This window comes from Bradyrhizobium sp. SZCCHNRI2009 (genome assembly GCF_032485115.1).
GTDB lineage: Bacteria > Pseudomonadota > Alphaproteobacteria > Rhizobiales > Xanthobacteraceae > Bradyrhizobium.
On sequence record NZ_JAUEUH010000003.1, the window covers coordinates 286,188 to 299,738 of the forward strand.

Here is a 13,551-nt window from a genome sequence, read left to right on the forward strand (position 1 = left end):
GCACCGGCGCCTCAGCAAACTCCGTTGTCGTCCCTGCGAACGCAGGGACCCGTAGCCACCGGCTTTTGTGGGACGATGACTTGCAGTGACGCCTCACCGATAGATTCCGCGGTATGGTTCCCTGCGTTCGCAGGGACGACACCGGAGAGTGCGGCCACAGCTCCGGTGTCATCATCCGATGGAGGGAAAATCCCTACTCCGTCATCGGCTTCTCGGAGATGCTCCAGTCCTTGCCGTCGAAGATCGAGATGTAGAGCGTCTTCATCGGCGTATAGTCGTCCGGCGTGTAGGCGTAATTGACGCCATCGAGGAAGAAGGGCGAGTGGAAGCCGGCGAGTGTCGTGGCGTGCTTGAGCACGTTCTCGCGGGTCAGCGTGTCGCCGCAGCGGCGCAGGATCTCACCCATCGACACCGCCTGGCCGTAGCCGGCATAGGCGATGGTGTTGTCGGGATCGATGTTGGGCAGGTACTTGGCGCGCAGCGCCTCGAAGCCCTTGACGTCGGGATCGTCCTTCCATTGCGGCACGCCGGCGTCCTTGGAATAGCGGATCGCGACGATGTCCTTGGCATTCTCGAGGCCGGCGGCAGACAGGATCGAACGGCCGGTCGAGCCCGCCGACAGCAGCTGCAGCGGCTTCCAGCCGAGCTCGGCCACCTTGCGGATCGACTGCGACGAGGCCTTGCCCGTGCTGATGTTGTAGAACACGTCGGCGCCCGACTTCGACAGGTTGATCAGCTGCGAGTCCACCGTCGGCTCGGTGAGATCGTAGGTCTGCTCCATGATCACCTGCGCCTTGCCGCCGGCGTCGGCCAGCACCTTCTTGAACGGCCCCAGGAAGTCACGGCCGAAATCGTCGTTCTGATAGAGGATGCCGATCTTGGCTTCCGGCTTCACGCTCAGCACATGCTTGGCGAGAATGCGCGCCTCCGTCGGATACAGCGGCAGACCGGCCATGGTCCATTTGTAGTTCTTGGGGTCGTTCCACTTCGAGGCGCCGGTGTTGAGCAGGAGCTGCGGCACGCCCTTGGAGTTGAGGTATTTGTGCACGGCGGTCTGCGGCGCGGTGCCGAGCGAGCCGTACAGCGCCAGCACCTCGTCCTGCTCGACCAGCCGCCGCGTCGCCTCGACGCATTTCGGCGCGCTATAGGCATCGTCCATCGTCAGGAACTTGACCTTGCGCCCGTTGATGCCGCCCTGCTCGTTGAGCATCTGGAAATAGGCCTCGCCGACACGGCCGAGCACGCCATACAGCGAACCGGGGCCGGAATGCGGAATGGTCTGGCCGATCTTGATCTCGGTATCGCTGGCGCCGGCATCATATTTCTTCTCGGCGGCCCAGACATGGGGCGAAGCGATCGTCGAGGCGCCGATGGTCGCAAGCGCGGTGGCGCAGAAATCGCGCCGCGTCAGATGTTTTTTCATTTTTGTCTCTCCCTAGACTGCCGACATTTTTTGGCATCGGGAGAGCTGCGGCAAGAGCGAAGTTGCCGCATTGGACGCCGCGTGCAGCGCATTCAATAGCGTCTAGACTCAAGTCCTGGCCGCGACCACGGCCAGCCCGCGCACCGGCAACTGCTCCTCGGTCCGCGGCGATGCCGGCGCGAGATGGGCCAACTTCAATCCCGCGGCTGCGATCACGCCACGGACATATTCCGCGCCATGGGCATAGCGCAGCCCCTTGCCCATGATGACACCGTCGCCGTCATGGGTCTCGACGGTCAAGGCCAGCAGTCCGCCAGGCATCAGCACACGTTGCGCCTCCCGCAACACCGGGCCGAGGTCGCCGACATAGACCATCGCATCGGCAGCAAGAATGAGATCCGCAGACGCATCGTCCTGGCGCTGCAGCCCTGCGGTCATGTCGTCGACCTCGAGCCCGGCATAGAGCCCGGTGGCGCGCGCCTCCGCGATCATGCCGGCCGACAGGTCGATGCCGATGATGCTGTCGACGTTCTTGGCGAACGCCGCCGCGCCCAGCCCGGTGCCGCAGCCGAGATCGATCGCGCGCTTGAAGTAGGCCGGCTTGCGCTCGGCCGCGCGCACCGCGAGCACCGCCTTGAACAGGATCGCCGGCGCGCGGTAGTTGAGCCGCTCGGTCAGCTCGGCCTCGAAGCGCGGCGCATACTGATCGAACAGCGACTGCACATAGGCCTTGGGCATGTCCGACAGCGGCGCGGCGCCGAGCTGCATCAGATGCACGGCGGCGCCGTGACGATCATCCGGATCGGCGGCACAGGCGTTCTGGAAGGCCGAGATCGCCTTGTCGATTTCGCCCAGACCGAGACGGATCTTGCCGAGCTCGAACCAGGCCGAGGCGAAGTTGGGGGCGACCTCGATGGCCTGCTCCATCACCTCTGCGGCCGCGACCAGGTCGCCCTTCAATTGCAGGTCGCGGGCGAACTCGTAGCGGCGGTCGGCGATCAGATCGCCGGAGGACAGGAACAGGCGGTGGGGCATGGGAACCATCGTCGTCAATGCGAACTTCTCATCGAGGAGATGGATGCGCGGGTCAAGCCCGCGCATGACGAGATGGAAACTGGCACGGCCTGAAAACGCGTCTTGCATGACCTATATGACCCACATGCGTCCGCAAGACATTCTGCTGCCCGTTCCGTCCGGCCTCTGCTGCAAGGCCGGCGGCTTTCACATCGATCCCGTGCGCCCGGTCGAGCGGGCGCTGATCACCCATGGCCATTCCGACCACGCCCGCCCCGGCCACGGCGCGGTGCTGGCGACCCAGGAAACGCTCGACATCATGCGGCTGCGCTATGGCGACAACTTTGCAGGCTCCACGCAGGCGATCGGCTATGGCGAGCGGATCAGGCTGGGTGACGTCACCGTCAGTTTCCACCCTGCGGGCCATGTACTGGGCTCGGCGCAAATCAAGGTGTCCTGCGGCGGCACCTGCATCGTCGCATCCGGCGACTACAAGGATGCGCGCGATCCGACCTGCGCGCCGTTCGAGCTGGTGCAATGCGACGTCTTCATCACCGAGGCGACCTTTGGCCTACCCGTGTTCCGTCACGGCGACGCGGCGCTGGAAGTGAACAAGCTGCTGGCCTCGGTGGCGCTGTTTCCCGACCGCGCGCATCTGGTCGGCGCGTATTCCCTCGGCAAGGCGCAGCGCGTGATCGCGCTGATCCGCGAGGCCGGCTATGAGCAGCCGATCTACCTGCATGGCGCGATGGAGAGGATCACGCGCTACTATCGGGACAAGGGAATTGCGCTGGGCGAGCTGAGGCCTGTGAAGGGCGTCAAGAAGGCCGAGCTCGCCGGCACGATCACGCTGGCGCCGCCGACCGCGACCTCCGACCTGTGGACCCGCCGCTTTCCCGATCCCGTCACGGCCTTCGCCTCGGGCTGGATGCGGGTGCGCGCCCGCGCCCGGCAGCGCGGCGTCGAGCTGCCGCTGGTGATCTCGGATCATGCCGACTGGGACGGGCTGACCGCTACCATCGCCGCGACCGGCGCAAGCGAGGTGTGGGTCACCCATGGGCAGGAGGACGCGCTGGTGCATTGGTGCCAAGCCAAGGGGCTCGCGGCCCGGCCGCTTGATCTGGTCGGCTACGGCGACGAGGAGGAAAGCGAGGTGGTGGCCACGGAGGACGCCGAGGCATGAACCGCTTCGCCGAGTTGCTCGACCGCCTCGCCTATGAGCCCGGCCGCAACAACAAGCTGCGGCTGCTGACGTCGTACTTCCGCGAGGTCGAGGATCCCGATCGCGGCTACGCGCTTGGTGCGCTCACCGGCGCGCTGTCGTTCAAGCACGCCAAGCCGGCGCTGATCCGCGACCTGATCGCCGCGCGCACCGATCCGGTGCTGTTCGCGCTGTCGTATGATTATGTGGGGGATCTCTCGGAGACCGTCGCGCTGATGTGGCCGAAGGACAGGGCGCATCATCAGCAGCTCGTTCCTGGGTACCCCCCTCCCCACCCCTCCCCCACAAGGGGGGAGGGAGCGCTGACGCGTTCGGAGTTGCTGTCTCGGTCTGCATCGAGCATCGCTCCCCCTTCACGTCTCTCGTCCCCCACAGCCGCTCTCTCCGTTCCCTCCCCCCTTGTGGGGGAGGGGCAGAGAGGGGGGCACCCCACGGGCGGTCTCACGAGGGACCCCACACCCGGCCACAACGACCCGCCACCGCCGACGCTGACCGAGGTTGTCACCACCTTGCGCACCCTCGGCAAGACCGAGATGCCGCGGCAACTCGCGCAATGGCTGGATGAGCTCGACGAGACCGGGCGCTGGGCACTGCTGAAGCTGGTCACCGGCGCTTTGCGCATCGGCATCTCCGCGCGCCTGGCCAAGACCGCAGCGGCCGCGCTCGGCGACAAGGACCCGCACGAGGTCGAGCTGATCTGGCCGGGGCTGTCGCCGCCCTATCTCGACCTGTTCGCCTGGCTGGAAGGCCGCGGCGACAAGCCGGTCAATCGCGATCCCGCGCCGTTCCGGCCGGTGATGCTGGCGCATGCCGTCGAGGACGACGACTTCGCCGGCATGAACGCGGCCGACTACATCGCGGAATGGAAATGGGACGGCATCCGCGTGCAGGCGGTGAGCGGCCGCGAGGCCGACGGCCGCGTCGTCACACGGCTGTATTCGCGCAGCGGCGAGGACATCACGGCGAGTTTCCCGGACCTGTTGCCGTCGCTGCATCTGCCCGGCGCGCTCGACGGCGAGCTGCTGGTGGTGCGCGATCAGCGCGTGCAGAGCTTCAACGTGCTGCAGCAGCGGCTGAACCGCAAGACGGTGTCGCCGAAGCTGATGAAGGAGTACCCGATCCACCTGCGCGCCTACGACCTGCTCGGCGACGAGGAGAACGATCTGCGTGAGCTGCCGTTCGCCGAGCGGCGTGAACGGCTCGAGGCTTTCATCAAGCGACTCGACGAACCGCGTGTCGACTTGTCGCCGACCATCGCGTTTTCCACCTGGGACGAGCTGAAGGCCGCGCGCGCCAATCCCGCATCTGCCGGCGCAGGAGACGATGCCGAAGCGGTGGAAGGCGTGATGCTGAAGCGGCGCGACGCGCTGTATCTGCCCGGCCGGCCCAAGGGACAATGGTGGAAGTGGAAGCACGATCCGCACATCATCGATGCCGTGCTGATGTATGCTCAGCGCGGCCACGGCAAGCGTTCCTCCTATTACTCCGACTACACGTTCGGTGTCTGGACGGCGGGAGACGGCGGAGATCAGCTCGTGCCCGTCGGCAAGGCCTATTTCGGCTTCACCGACGAGGAGCTCTTGCAGATCGACCGCTTCGTCCGCCGCAACACCACCGAGAAGTTCGGTCCCGTGCGGCATGTCGTGCACGAGGCCGAGCAGGGCCTTGTGCTCGAAGTGGCGTTCGAGGGCCTGCAGCGCTCGCCGCGGCACAAATCCGGCATCGCGATGCGCTTTCCGCGCATCAGCCGGCTGCGCTGGGACAAGCCGCCGCGCGAGGCCGACCGGCTGGAGACCCTGGAGCGGATGTTGAAGAGCGAGGCGCCGGCGTGACAGCGCCGGGAACATTAATTGCCGGTAACCGGCTTGCGGCGCTGAGCCGGGTTCCCCACCTGCCCTGCCGTGCCTTATAATCGGGATCGCGAATCCGACGAACCCGCCTGGAGACGATGCCATGTCGAACGACGTCAGGGACTATCCGGCCCGCGCCCGCAGCTCGGATGGCCTGTACCGTTTTCTCGGCGGCTCGCCGCTGTCGGTGGCGTTCCGGCTGGTGCTGCTGTCGATCCTGGTCGGCGTCGTGCTGTCGGCGATCGGCTTCGATCCGCTGAACATCCTGCACAGCATCCGGCTGCTGTTCATCCGGCTCTACGAGCTCGGCTTCGACGCCTTCAACTGGCTGTGGCGCTACTTCCTGCTCGGCGCGGTGATCGTGATCCCGGTCTGGCTCCTGTCGCGGCTGTTCGCCCCGCGCGGCCGATAGAGAGCCACAGCCGATGCAGCTCCGCTTCGTCGGCTGCGGTGACGCGTTCGGCTCGGGCGGCAACTCCAACACCTGCTTCCATCTGACCGGCGCGCAGACGAACCTTCTGATCGACTGCGGCGCCTCGTCGCTGCCGGCGCTGAAGCGGCTCGGCATCGCCAGCAACGCCATCGAACTGATCCTGATCACGCATTTCCATGGCGATCATTTCGCCGGGCTTCCCTTCCTGCTGCTCGATGCGCAGTTTTCGAAGCGGACGCTGCCGCTGGTGATCGCCGGCCCCGCCGGCATCACGGCGCGGCTGACGCAGGTGATGGAAGCGCTGTTCGAGCATTCGTCGCGCACGCCGCGGAAATTCGAGCTGTCCGCGATCGAGCTTGAACCGGAGCAGACGACGCGCTTCGGCGAGGTCTGCGTGACGCCGTTTCCAGTCGTCCACGGCAGTTCGGGCGGGCCGTTTCTCGGCTACCGGATCGAGGCGGAGGGCAAGGTCGTCGCCTACACCGCGGACACCGAATGGACGGAGAGCCTGATCCCGCTCGGCCGCAACGCCGACCTGTTGATCGCCGAGGCCTACACCTACGACAAGGCGGTGAAGAACCACCTCAGCCTCGCGGTGCTGGAGGCGCATCTCGACGCGATCCGGCCGAAGCGGCTGGTGCTCACCCATATGAGCGACGACATGCTGGGCCGGCTGGACCGCATCGGCCATGTGGCCGCGCATGACGGCATGAGCATCGACCTCTAGCCGGGAGGCGCGAAAGGCCGCTAAGAACGGCAGGAACGCGCGTGCCGCGCGCTCTGCCAATCAACGGGCCATTCTTGACCGCTTCAGCCAAAGTCACGACCGCGCAGGTGTTCGACATCGCGGGTCCCGCGATGATCGCCAACCTGACGACGCCGCTGATCGGCATCGTCTCGACCACGGCGATCGGCCGGCTCGGCGAAGCCGCCATGCTCGGCGGCGTCGCCATGGCCTCGGTGATCTTCGACTGCCTGTTCTGGCTGTTCGCGTTCCTGCGCGCCAGCACGCTCGCCTTCACCGCGCAATCGCTCGGCGCCGGCGAGACCGACGAGATCCTGATGGTCCTGATCCGCGGCCTGGCGCTGGCCGCGCTGATCGGCGTCAGCCTGATCGCGCTGCAACTGCCGCTGGGGGCAATCATCTTCGACCTCATGGGCGGCAGCGACGCCGTGCTCGGCGCGGCCCGCACCTACTTCATGGTCCGGATCTGGTCGGCGCCGCTGGCGCTTGCCAACTACGTGCTGCTCGGCTGGCTCGTCGGATTGGCGCGCGCACGGCTGGCGCTGGCCATTCAGGTCGCGATCAACCTGATCAACATGGCCGCGACCATCCTGTTCGTCCAGGTGCTGCAGGCCGGCATCGCCGGCGCGGCGATTGCCGCCGTCATCGCGGAGACGGTCGGTGTCGCGATCGGCCTCGTGCTGGCGCGCCGATTGGTCAAGGCCGACGCCCGGATGTCGCGCGCGGCGCTGCTCGACCGCGCCAAGCTGATGCACATGATGGCCGTCAACCGCGACATCATGATCCGCACCGCGGCGATGATCATCGCCTTCCTGTTCTTCACCTCACAGGGCGCGCGCGCCGGCGACACGACGCTGGCCGCCAACGCGGTGCTGAACAATTTCCTGCTGGTGGCCGCGTTCTTCCTCGACGGCCTCGCCAACGCCGCCGAGCAGCTCTGCGGCTATGCGTTCGGCGCGCGCAACCGCGGCGCCTTTTCCGGCGCCACAAGGCTGGTGCTCGCCTGGGGCTTCGGCTTCGCGCTCGCGGTGGCCGCGATCTTCGCGCTGTTCGGGCCGGTGCTGATCGACGTGATGACGGCAAGCGATGCGGTGCGCCGCGCGGCGCGCGACTATCTGCCGTTCGTGGTGGCGTCGCCGCTGCTGTCGGTATTCGCCTTCGCATTCGACGGCGTCTATATCGGCGCCACCTGGGCGCGCGACATGCGCAACCTCATGGTCGCGGCGCTGGTCGTCTTCCTCGGCACCTGGCTGGCGCTGCGCGGCTTCGGCAATACGGGCCTGTGGATCGCGATGCTCAGCTTCTACGCGGCGCGCGGCGGCTTCCAGGCCGCACGCTATCCGGCGCTGCTGCGGGCGTCGTTCGGCAACAAAGAGAGTTTGTAGGGGGCGCTGTATCGCGCAGCGCGCTTTGCGACCCCGCTCGCCCTACACTCTTCGCCGAAGATCAAGCGCATCTAAACCGGCCAGTCCTCGGCGGTGATCGTCGCGGCGTCCGCACCAACGATCTCCGACAGCGAATCGCGTCCCGTGCGCAGCAGGGTCGAGGTCAGGTCGGCCTTGATGCTCTCGACCAGGCCGAGGCCCTTGTAGACCAGCGAGGAATACAGCTGGATCAGGCTGGCGCCGGCGCGGATCTTGGTGAGCGCGGCGCCGCCGGTGTCGATGCCGCCGACGCCGATCAGCGGGAACGCACCTTCGACGCGCACGAAGGTCTCGGCCACCATGCGGGTCGATAGCCGGAACAGCGGCCGCCCGGACAGGCCGCCCTGCTCCTTGGCGCGCAACTGCTCGCGCAGCGAGCTGGGCCGGGCGAGTGTCGTGTTCGACACGATCATGCCGTCGACTCCGCGCGAGCGGGCGACATGGACGACGTCGTCGAGCTCGGCGAGGCTGAGATCGGGTGCGATCTTGAGCAGGACCGGCGTATCGCCGGCTTTCCGCCGCACGCGGTCGCGCGCCTCGAGCACCTTGGACAGCAGCTCGTCGAGCTGAGACGCCTGCTGCAGGTTGCGCAGGCCCGGCGTGTTGGGCGAGGAGATGTTGACGGTGAAATAGCTCGCCACCGGCGCGAAGGTCTCGATCAGCCGGACGTAGTCGGCGACACGGTCGACCGAATCCTTGTTGGCCCCGACATTGACGCCGACGATGCCGCCCTGGTGGGCGCGCCCGGCCAGGCGCCGCAGCACGATCTCGGCGCCGTCATTGTTGAAACCCATGCGGTTGATGACCGCCTCGTCGCGCTCCAGCCGGAACAGCCGCGGGCGCGGATTGCCGCTCTGCGGCCGCGGGGTCACCGAACCGATCTCGACGAAGCCAAAGCCGAGCCGCAGCAGCGCGTCCGGCACCTCGGCGTTCTTGTCGAAGCCGGCGGCCATGCCGACCGGATTCGGGAAGTTCAGGCCGAAGGCGCGCACCGCGAGCTTGGCATCATCCGGTCGCGGCTTGATCGCCGGCAGCAGCTTCAGGCCCTGGATGGCGAGCCGGTGCGCATCCTCAGCGTCGAGCCAGCGGAGCAGCGGCAGCGAAAGCTGGTCGAAGGCGCGAATCACGGCTTCAGGTCCGGAATGTCGTGGCCGCCATCGGCACGGCTGTGCATCTGGTGAACGCCGGTCACGGCACCGAGATCGAGCTCGCCATACAGATGCGGGAACAGCTCGTCATTGCGCGAACGCTCCCAACGCAGCGCATCGCCGAGCGCGTCCGCCTCGACCTCGACCAGGAACAGCGCGCTCTGTCCCGAAAAGTGCTTCCGCGCCGTCTCCGGCACCTGGGAGGCGGTCGAAAAATGGATGAACCCGTCGCGCAGATCGTCCGCGCTGCCACGGTAGACGCCCAGCCGCTCCGCCTCGCGCCAGGCCGAAGCTGAGCAGATTTTGTAGATTTTGGGCACCTTTGCGCGGTCCTGGCTTGAGCTTGAGTTTGCTGATGTTTTCGGGAGCGGCCGACCGTATCGGCAGGGGGCAGCGAACTCAAGCATCGTTTGCCCAGGACAGTCCGGCGGCCGACCCGCTCAGGTTGTATCCGAGTGATGCGAGCTCGCGGGGATGCAACCGGTTCCTCAGCAAGAGTTAACCCGATTCGGCTTTCCTGTTGCGCGCGATTCGCAACCGATCATGCCCACGCTTGAACCTTTGGAGATTGTCATGGACCGCCGCCACGTCTTGAAGGCCCTTGCGGGGCTCGCCCTCTGCCCCGTCTGCGCTACCCCGGGCTTTGCCGCCGAAGGCGCCCCGCATTGGAGCTATGAGGGCGCGACCGGGCCGGCTAAATGGGGCGATCTCGACGCGGCCAACAAGGTCTGCGGCGTCGGCACCCAGCAATCGCCGATCGACATCGAGCACTCGACCCGGGCCCAGCTTCCCGATTTCCGACTGAGCTGGGCCAGGACCGCCGACACCATCGTCAACAACGGCCACACCATCCAGCTCAACTTCGCCGATGGCAGCAGCACCATGAAGCTCGAGGGCACCACCTACAAGCTGCTGCAGGTGCATTTTCATCGTCCGAGCGAGCACCAGATCGGCGGCAAGAACTATCCGATGGAGGCGCATTTCGTGCACCGCGCCGCCTCCGGCGGCCTCGCCGTCGTCGGCGTTCTCATGACCACCGGGCGTCCCAACCCCGCCTTCGCGCAGATCGTCGCGACGATGCCGGATAAGGAGGGTCCCGCGGTCAAGGCCGATCCGCGCATCAACCCCAACATGATGCTGCCGGCACGCCGCTCCTATTATCGCTATGCCGGCTCGCTGACGACGCCGCCCTGCTCAGAGGTGGTCGAATGGCTGCTGTTGAGCGAGCCGGTCTCGGTCGCGGAAGCGGACGTGGCGAAATTCGCCAAGCTGTATCCGATGAACGCCCGCCCGGTGCAGAAGCTCGACCGCCGCTTCGTGCTGCAGGGGGTGTAGTTCATTCGGCTCCGGCGGCTTCGAGCTGAAGCGGCCGCCACAAACTCCGCTGTCGTCCCCGCGAAGGCGGGGACCCATACCGCGGAAGCTGGATTGTTTTGGAAGGTGGCGGAGACCCTCCGCCAAATTGTGTCCGGTGGCTATGGGTCCCGGCGCAAGGCCGGGACGACACCTTTTATGACGCGACCAGCGCGGCTCTCACGCGCTCCGCGCCAAGGCCCCGTCGATCATCGCCACCGCATTGTTCACGCCGTAGACCGCGACGAAGGACCCAAAGCGCGGGCCCTTCTCCTGGCCGAGCAGCACCTGGTAGAGCATGTTGAACCAGTCGAGCGACACGCCGGGCCGGCCGTCCTTGCCCTTCTTGGCGTGATCGAGGAAGGGCTCGCGGCGGCCGATCTCGTAGACCACGTTCTGGATGTCCTCGGTCGTCGCGTCAGCCGGCAGGTTCGACAGCGCATCGCGCAGGTCCTGCAGCGCCACGCGCTCACCCTCGGTCGGCTCGCGGAAGGTCTTGGTCGGCGCCACGAAGTCGCGATAGTAGTTGATGGCGTAGCCGACCATCGCGTCGAGCTTGGGATGGGTCTGCGGCGTCACGCCCGGCCGGTAGCGGCCGATGAACCCCCACAGCGTCTCGGCATTCTCCGCGTTCGACGACGACACCAGGGTCAGCAGCAGCTGGAAGGTGACGGGCATGTCGGCCTTCGGCGGCTTTCCGGAATGGATGTGCCAGACCGGGTTGCCGAGCTGCTGCTTGGCGTCCTGCTTGGGAAAACCTTCGAGGAACTGCTGGTAGTCGTCGACCATCCGCGGGATGACGTCGAAATACAGCCGCTTCGCCGCCTTGGGCTCGCGATACATGAACAGCGACAGCGATTCCGGCGAGGCGTAGCGCAGCCATTCGTCGATGGTCAGGCCGTTGCCCTTCGACTTCGAGATCTTCTGGCCCTTCTCGTCCAGGAACAGCTCGTAGTTGAAGCCCTCCGGCGGCGTGCCACCGAGCGCCGCGCAGATCTTGCCCGACAGCTTCACCGAGTCGATCAGGTCCTTGCCGGCCATTTCATAGTCGACGCCCAGCGCATGCCAGCGCATCGCCCAGTCCGGCTTCCATTGCAGCTTGCAATGGCCGCCGGTGACCGGAACGGTCATGCGCTCCCTGGTTTCGGGATCGTCATAGGAGATGGTGCCGGCCTTGGCGTCGTGCTCGACGATCGGCACGTACAGCACGAGGCCGGTGCGCGGGCAGATCGGCAGGAACGGCGAGTAGCTCGCCGCGCGCTCCTCGCGCAAGGACGGCAGCATGATCGCCATCACCTTCTCCAGCCGCTCCAGCATCCGCAGCAGCGCCGCGTCGAACTTGCCGGAGGTGTAGTACTCGGTCGACGAGGCAAACTCGTAGTCGAAGCCGAACCGGTCGAGGAAGGCGCGCAGCCGCGCATTGTTGTGCGCGGCGAACGAGGGATATTCGTTGGAGAACGGGTCGGGGATGCGCGACAGCGGCTTGCCGAGGTGGGTGGCCAGCATTTCCTTGTTCGGCACGTTGTCCGGCACCTTGCGCAGGCCGTCCATGTCGTCGGAGAAGGCGATCAGGCGGGTCTTGATCTTGTCCTCGGTCAGCACGCGGAAGGCGTGGCGCACCATCGTGGTGCGCGCCACCTCGCCGAAGGTGCCGATATGCGGCAGGCCGGACGGACCGTAGCCGGTCTCGAACAGCACCTCGTCCTTCGGATTCTTCTTCAGCCGGTTGACGATCGCCTTCGCCTGCTCGAACGGCCAGGCGTTGGATTGTTCGGCAAGCGCGCGCAGGTCGCTCGGGCTGGTTGGGACGAGATCGATCGTGGACATCGTGAAAAAGACTTCTCCGAAGACGTCAGTGCAAAACAGCGGTCATGATACCCGTCATTCCGGGGCGATGCGAAGCATCGAACCCGGAACCTCGAGGTTCCGGGTTCGCGTCTTCGACGCGCCCCGGAACGACGGCAAGCGCTAGAACGGGCTGATCGAGAAGTAGCGCAGCCACAGGTCGGTGTAGCGGCCTTTTTCCCAGACCCGGAACAGCGCCCAGTTCAGCGCCTGGCGCAAGAGGTCGTTGCCCTTGCGCACGGCGATGCCGACGCCCTCGCCGAAATAGCGGCTTTCGACGAAAGGTCCACCGGAAAAGGCGCAGCAATCGCCGGAATCGGTGCCATTGACCCAGAACGCCAGCGAAATGCCGTCGCCGAAGATCAGGTCGACCTCGGCCCGGCGCAGCGCCTGCCGCAGCGCCTCGTCGTTCGGATAGCTCTTGATCTCGGCGTCGGTAAACATCGCCTTGAGGTAAGCCTCGTGCGCGGTGCCGGCGACGGCGCCGATCTTCTTGCCCTCGAGAAATTCGGGGCGGATCTCGGTCATGACGGCGTCGCGGCGGGACACGAAACGCGCGGGCGCCCGGTAATACGGATCGGAGAAATCGGCCCGCGCCCGCATCTGCGGCGTCACCGCGATCGAGGCGATGATCGCATCGCCGCGGTTGGAGGACAGCGCGTCGAGCAGGGTTTCGAACCGGCGCATCTGGACGGTGCAGGTCACCTTGATCTCGTCGCAGATCGCCCTGGCAAGATCGACGTTGAAGCCGGCCGGATTGCCGTCCGGACCGGTGAAGTTGAACGGAGGATAGTCGGTCTCGGTCAGGAACCGAATCACCGTGAGGCGCGACAGATCGGGCCGCTCCGGCCGGCGTCGCGGGTCCCAGAACCCAGGGACGGCCTGCGGCGCCGCCTCGACGGCGGGCCTCACGGGCGCCTGGGCGCGCGCCTCCGAGCCGGCTGCCGCGAGGCCGAAGCACAGCAGCGCGCCGGCAATGGCGGCGCGGGCCGCAGGCGCGGATTTCACGGGCTTTGACAAGACGGTCGGCATCAGCGGTCCCGATGGTCAGCGCCTTATAGACCATCCATGCGCAAATTCGAGGCTGGATTCGG

General features: G+C 66.4%; 12 protein-coding genes. 6 read left to right on the plus strand and 6 right to left on the minus strand.

From position 1 onward, the window contains the following. Positions 1 to 193 precede the first annotated feature (193 nt). Both QX041_RS13255 and QX041_RS13260 read right to left on the minus strand, forming a co-directional pair. Positions 194 to 1,423 carry an ABC transporter substrate-binding protein gene (locus QX041_RS13255; protein WP_316165587.1) on the minus strand — a complete coding sequence of 410 codons (1,230 nt, stop codon included), beginning with the start codon at positions 1,421 to 1,423 and terminating at the stop codon, positions 194 to 196. Between the two features lie 108 nt (positions 1,424 to 1,531). Then, positions 1,532 to 2,458: a class I SAM-dependent DNA methyltransferase gene (locus QX041_RS13260; protein ID WP_316165588.1), complete on the minus strand. Its 927-nt coding sequence runs from the start codon at positions 2,456 to 2,458 to the stop codon at positions 1,532 to 1,534. Positions 2,459 to 2,573: 115 nt separating this feature from the next. Between QX041_RS13260 and QX041_RS13265 the strand changes: the two genes are divergently transcribed. The 5 genes from QX041_RS13265 (at position 2,574) to QX041_RS13285 (ending at position 8,072) form a co-directional block, all read left to right on the plus strand. After that, the gene (locus QX041_RS13265; RefSeq protein ID WP_316165813.1) at positions 2,574 to 3,620 is read left to right on the plus strand and encodes a ligase-associated DNA damage response exonuclease; all 1,047 of its coding nucleotides are present in this window, start codon (positions 2,574 to 2,576) and stop codon (positions 3,618 to 3,620) included. After that, complete coding sequence (locus QX041_RS13270; RefSeq protein WP_316165589.1) at positions 3,617 to 5,491, plus strand: ATP-dependent DNA ligase; 1,875 nt, start codon at positions 3,617 to 3,619, stop codon at positions 5,489 to 5,491. Before QX041_RS13265 ends, QX041_RS13270 begins: the two co-directional genes overlap by 4 nt. Before the next feature lie 121 nt (positions 5,492 to 5,612). After that, positions 5,613 to 5,921: a DUF6460 domain-containing protein gene (locus QX041_RS13275; RefSeq protein WP_315717950.1), complete on the plus strand. Its 309-nt coding sequence runs from the start codon at positions 5,613 to 5,615 to the stop codon at positions 5,919 to 5,921. A 13-nt stretch (positions 5,922 to 5,934) separates the two neighbouring features. Further along, positions 5,935 to 6,669, plus strand: coding sequence for an MBL fold metallo-hydrolase (locus QX041_RS13280; protein WP_316165590.1), 735 nt, complete (start codon positions 5,935 to 5,937; stop codon positions 6,667 to 6,669). 107 nt (positions 6,670 to 6,776) lie between these two features. Beyond that, positions 6,777 to 8,072 (plus strand): MATE family efflux transporter, encoded by a 1,296-nt coding sequence (locus QX041_RS13285; RefSeq protein ID WP_315828019.1) that lies wholly within the window; start codon positions 6,777 to 6,779, stop codon positions 8,070 to 8,072. A 71-nt stretch (positions 8,073 to 8,143) separates the two neighbouring features. Here QX041_RS13285 and QX041_RS13290 read toward each other — a convergent pair whose 3' ends face one another. Together QX041_RS13290 and QX041_RS13295 are read right to left on the minus strand one after the other, a co-directional pair. Further along, positions 8,144 to 9,238, minus strand: coding sequence for a quinone-dependent dihydroorotate dehydrogenase (locus tag QX041_RS13290; RefSeq protein WP_315717952.1), 1,095 nt, complete (start codon positions 9,236 to 9,238; stop codon positions 8,144 to 8,146). After that, a complete protein-coding gene (locus QX041_RS13295; RefSeq protein ID WP_315751262.1) occupies positions 9,235 to 9,579 on the minus strand; it encodes a DUF952 domain-containing protein in 345 nt (114 codons plus the stop codon). The genes QX041_RS13290 and QX041_RS13295 overlap by 4 nt, the downstream gene beginning before the upstream one ends. A gap of 253 nt (positions 9,580 to 9,832) precedes the next feature. Here QX041_RS13295 and QX041_RS13300 point away from each other — a divergent pair, with 253 nt between their 5' ends. After that, on the plus strand, positions 9,833 to 10,594 hold the full coding sequence (locus QX041_RS13300; protein ID WP_316165591.1) for a carbonic anhydrase family protein: 762 nt from the start codon (positions 9,833 to 9,835) through the stop codon (positions 10,592 to 10,594). A gap of 198 nt (positions 10,595 to 10,792) precedes the next feature. Here QX041_RS13300 and QX041_RS13305 read toward each other — a convergent pair whose 3' ends face one another. Both QX041_RS13305 and QX041_RS13310 read right to left on the minus strand, forming a co-directional pair. After that, positions 10,793 to 12,439 carry a lysine--tRNA ligase gene (locus QX041_RS13305; protein ID WP_316165592.1) on the minus strand — a complete coding sequence of 549 codons (1,647 nt, stop codon included), beginning with the start codon at positions 12,437 to 12,439 and terminating at the stop codon, positions 10,793 to 10,795. A gap of 141 nt (positions 12,440 to 12,580) precedes the next feature. Then, positions 12,581 to 13,489: a transporter substrate-binding domain-containing protein gene (locus QX041_RS13310; protein ID WP_315751259.1), complete on the minus strand. Its 909-nt coding sequence runs from the start codon at positions 13,487 to 13,489 to the stop codon at positions 12,581 to 12,583. Positions 13,490 to 13,551: the final 62 nt, after the last annotated feature.

What these genes read in the sequence shown, in the direction of transcription:
- QX041_RS13260 (WP_316165588.1), bottom strand. Translation starts at nt 2,458, where the DNA reads ATGCCCCACCGCCTGTTCCTGTCCTCCGGCGATCTGATCGCCGACCGC.
- QX041_RS13305 (WP_316165592.1), bottom strand. Translation starts at nt 12,439, where the DNA reads ATGTCCACGATCGATCTCGTCCCAACCAGCCCGAGCGACCTGCGCGCG.
- QX041_RS13255 (WP_316165587.1), bottom strand. Translation starts at nt 1,423, where the DNA reads ATGAAAAAACATCTGACGCGGCGCGATTTCTGCGCCACCGCGCTTGCG.
- QX041_RS13265 (WP_316165813.1), top strand. Translation starts at nt 2,574, where the DNA reads ATGACCCACATGCGTCCGCAAGACATTCTGCTGCCCGTTCCGTCCGGC.
- QX041_RS13270 (WP_316165589.1), top strand. Translation starts at nt 3,617, where the DNA reads ATGAACCGCTTCGCCGAGTTGCTCGACCGCCTCGCCTATGAGCCCGGC.
- QX041_RS13280 (WP_316165590.1), top strand. Translation starts at nt 5,935, where the DNA reads ATGCAGCTCCGCTTCGTCGGCTGCGGTGACGCGTTCGGCTCGGGCGGC.
- QX041_RS13275 (WP_315717950.1), top strand. Translation starts at nt 5,613, where the DNA reads ATGTCGAACGACGTCAGGGACTATCCGGCCCGCGCCCGCAGCTCGGAT.
- QX041_RS13300 (WP_316165591.1), top strand. Translation starts at nt 9,833, where the DNA reads ATGGACCGCCGCCACGTCTTGAAGGCCCTTGCGGGGCTCGCCCTCTGC.
- QX041_RS13310 (WP_315751259.1), bottom strand. Translation starts at nt 13,489, where the DNA reads ATGCCGACCGTCTTGTCAAAGCCCGTGAAATCCGCGCCTGCGGCCCGC.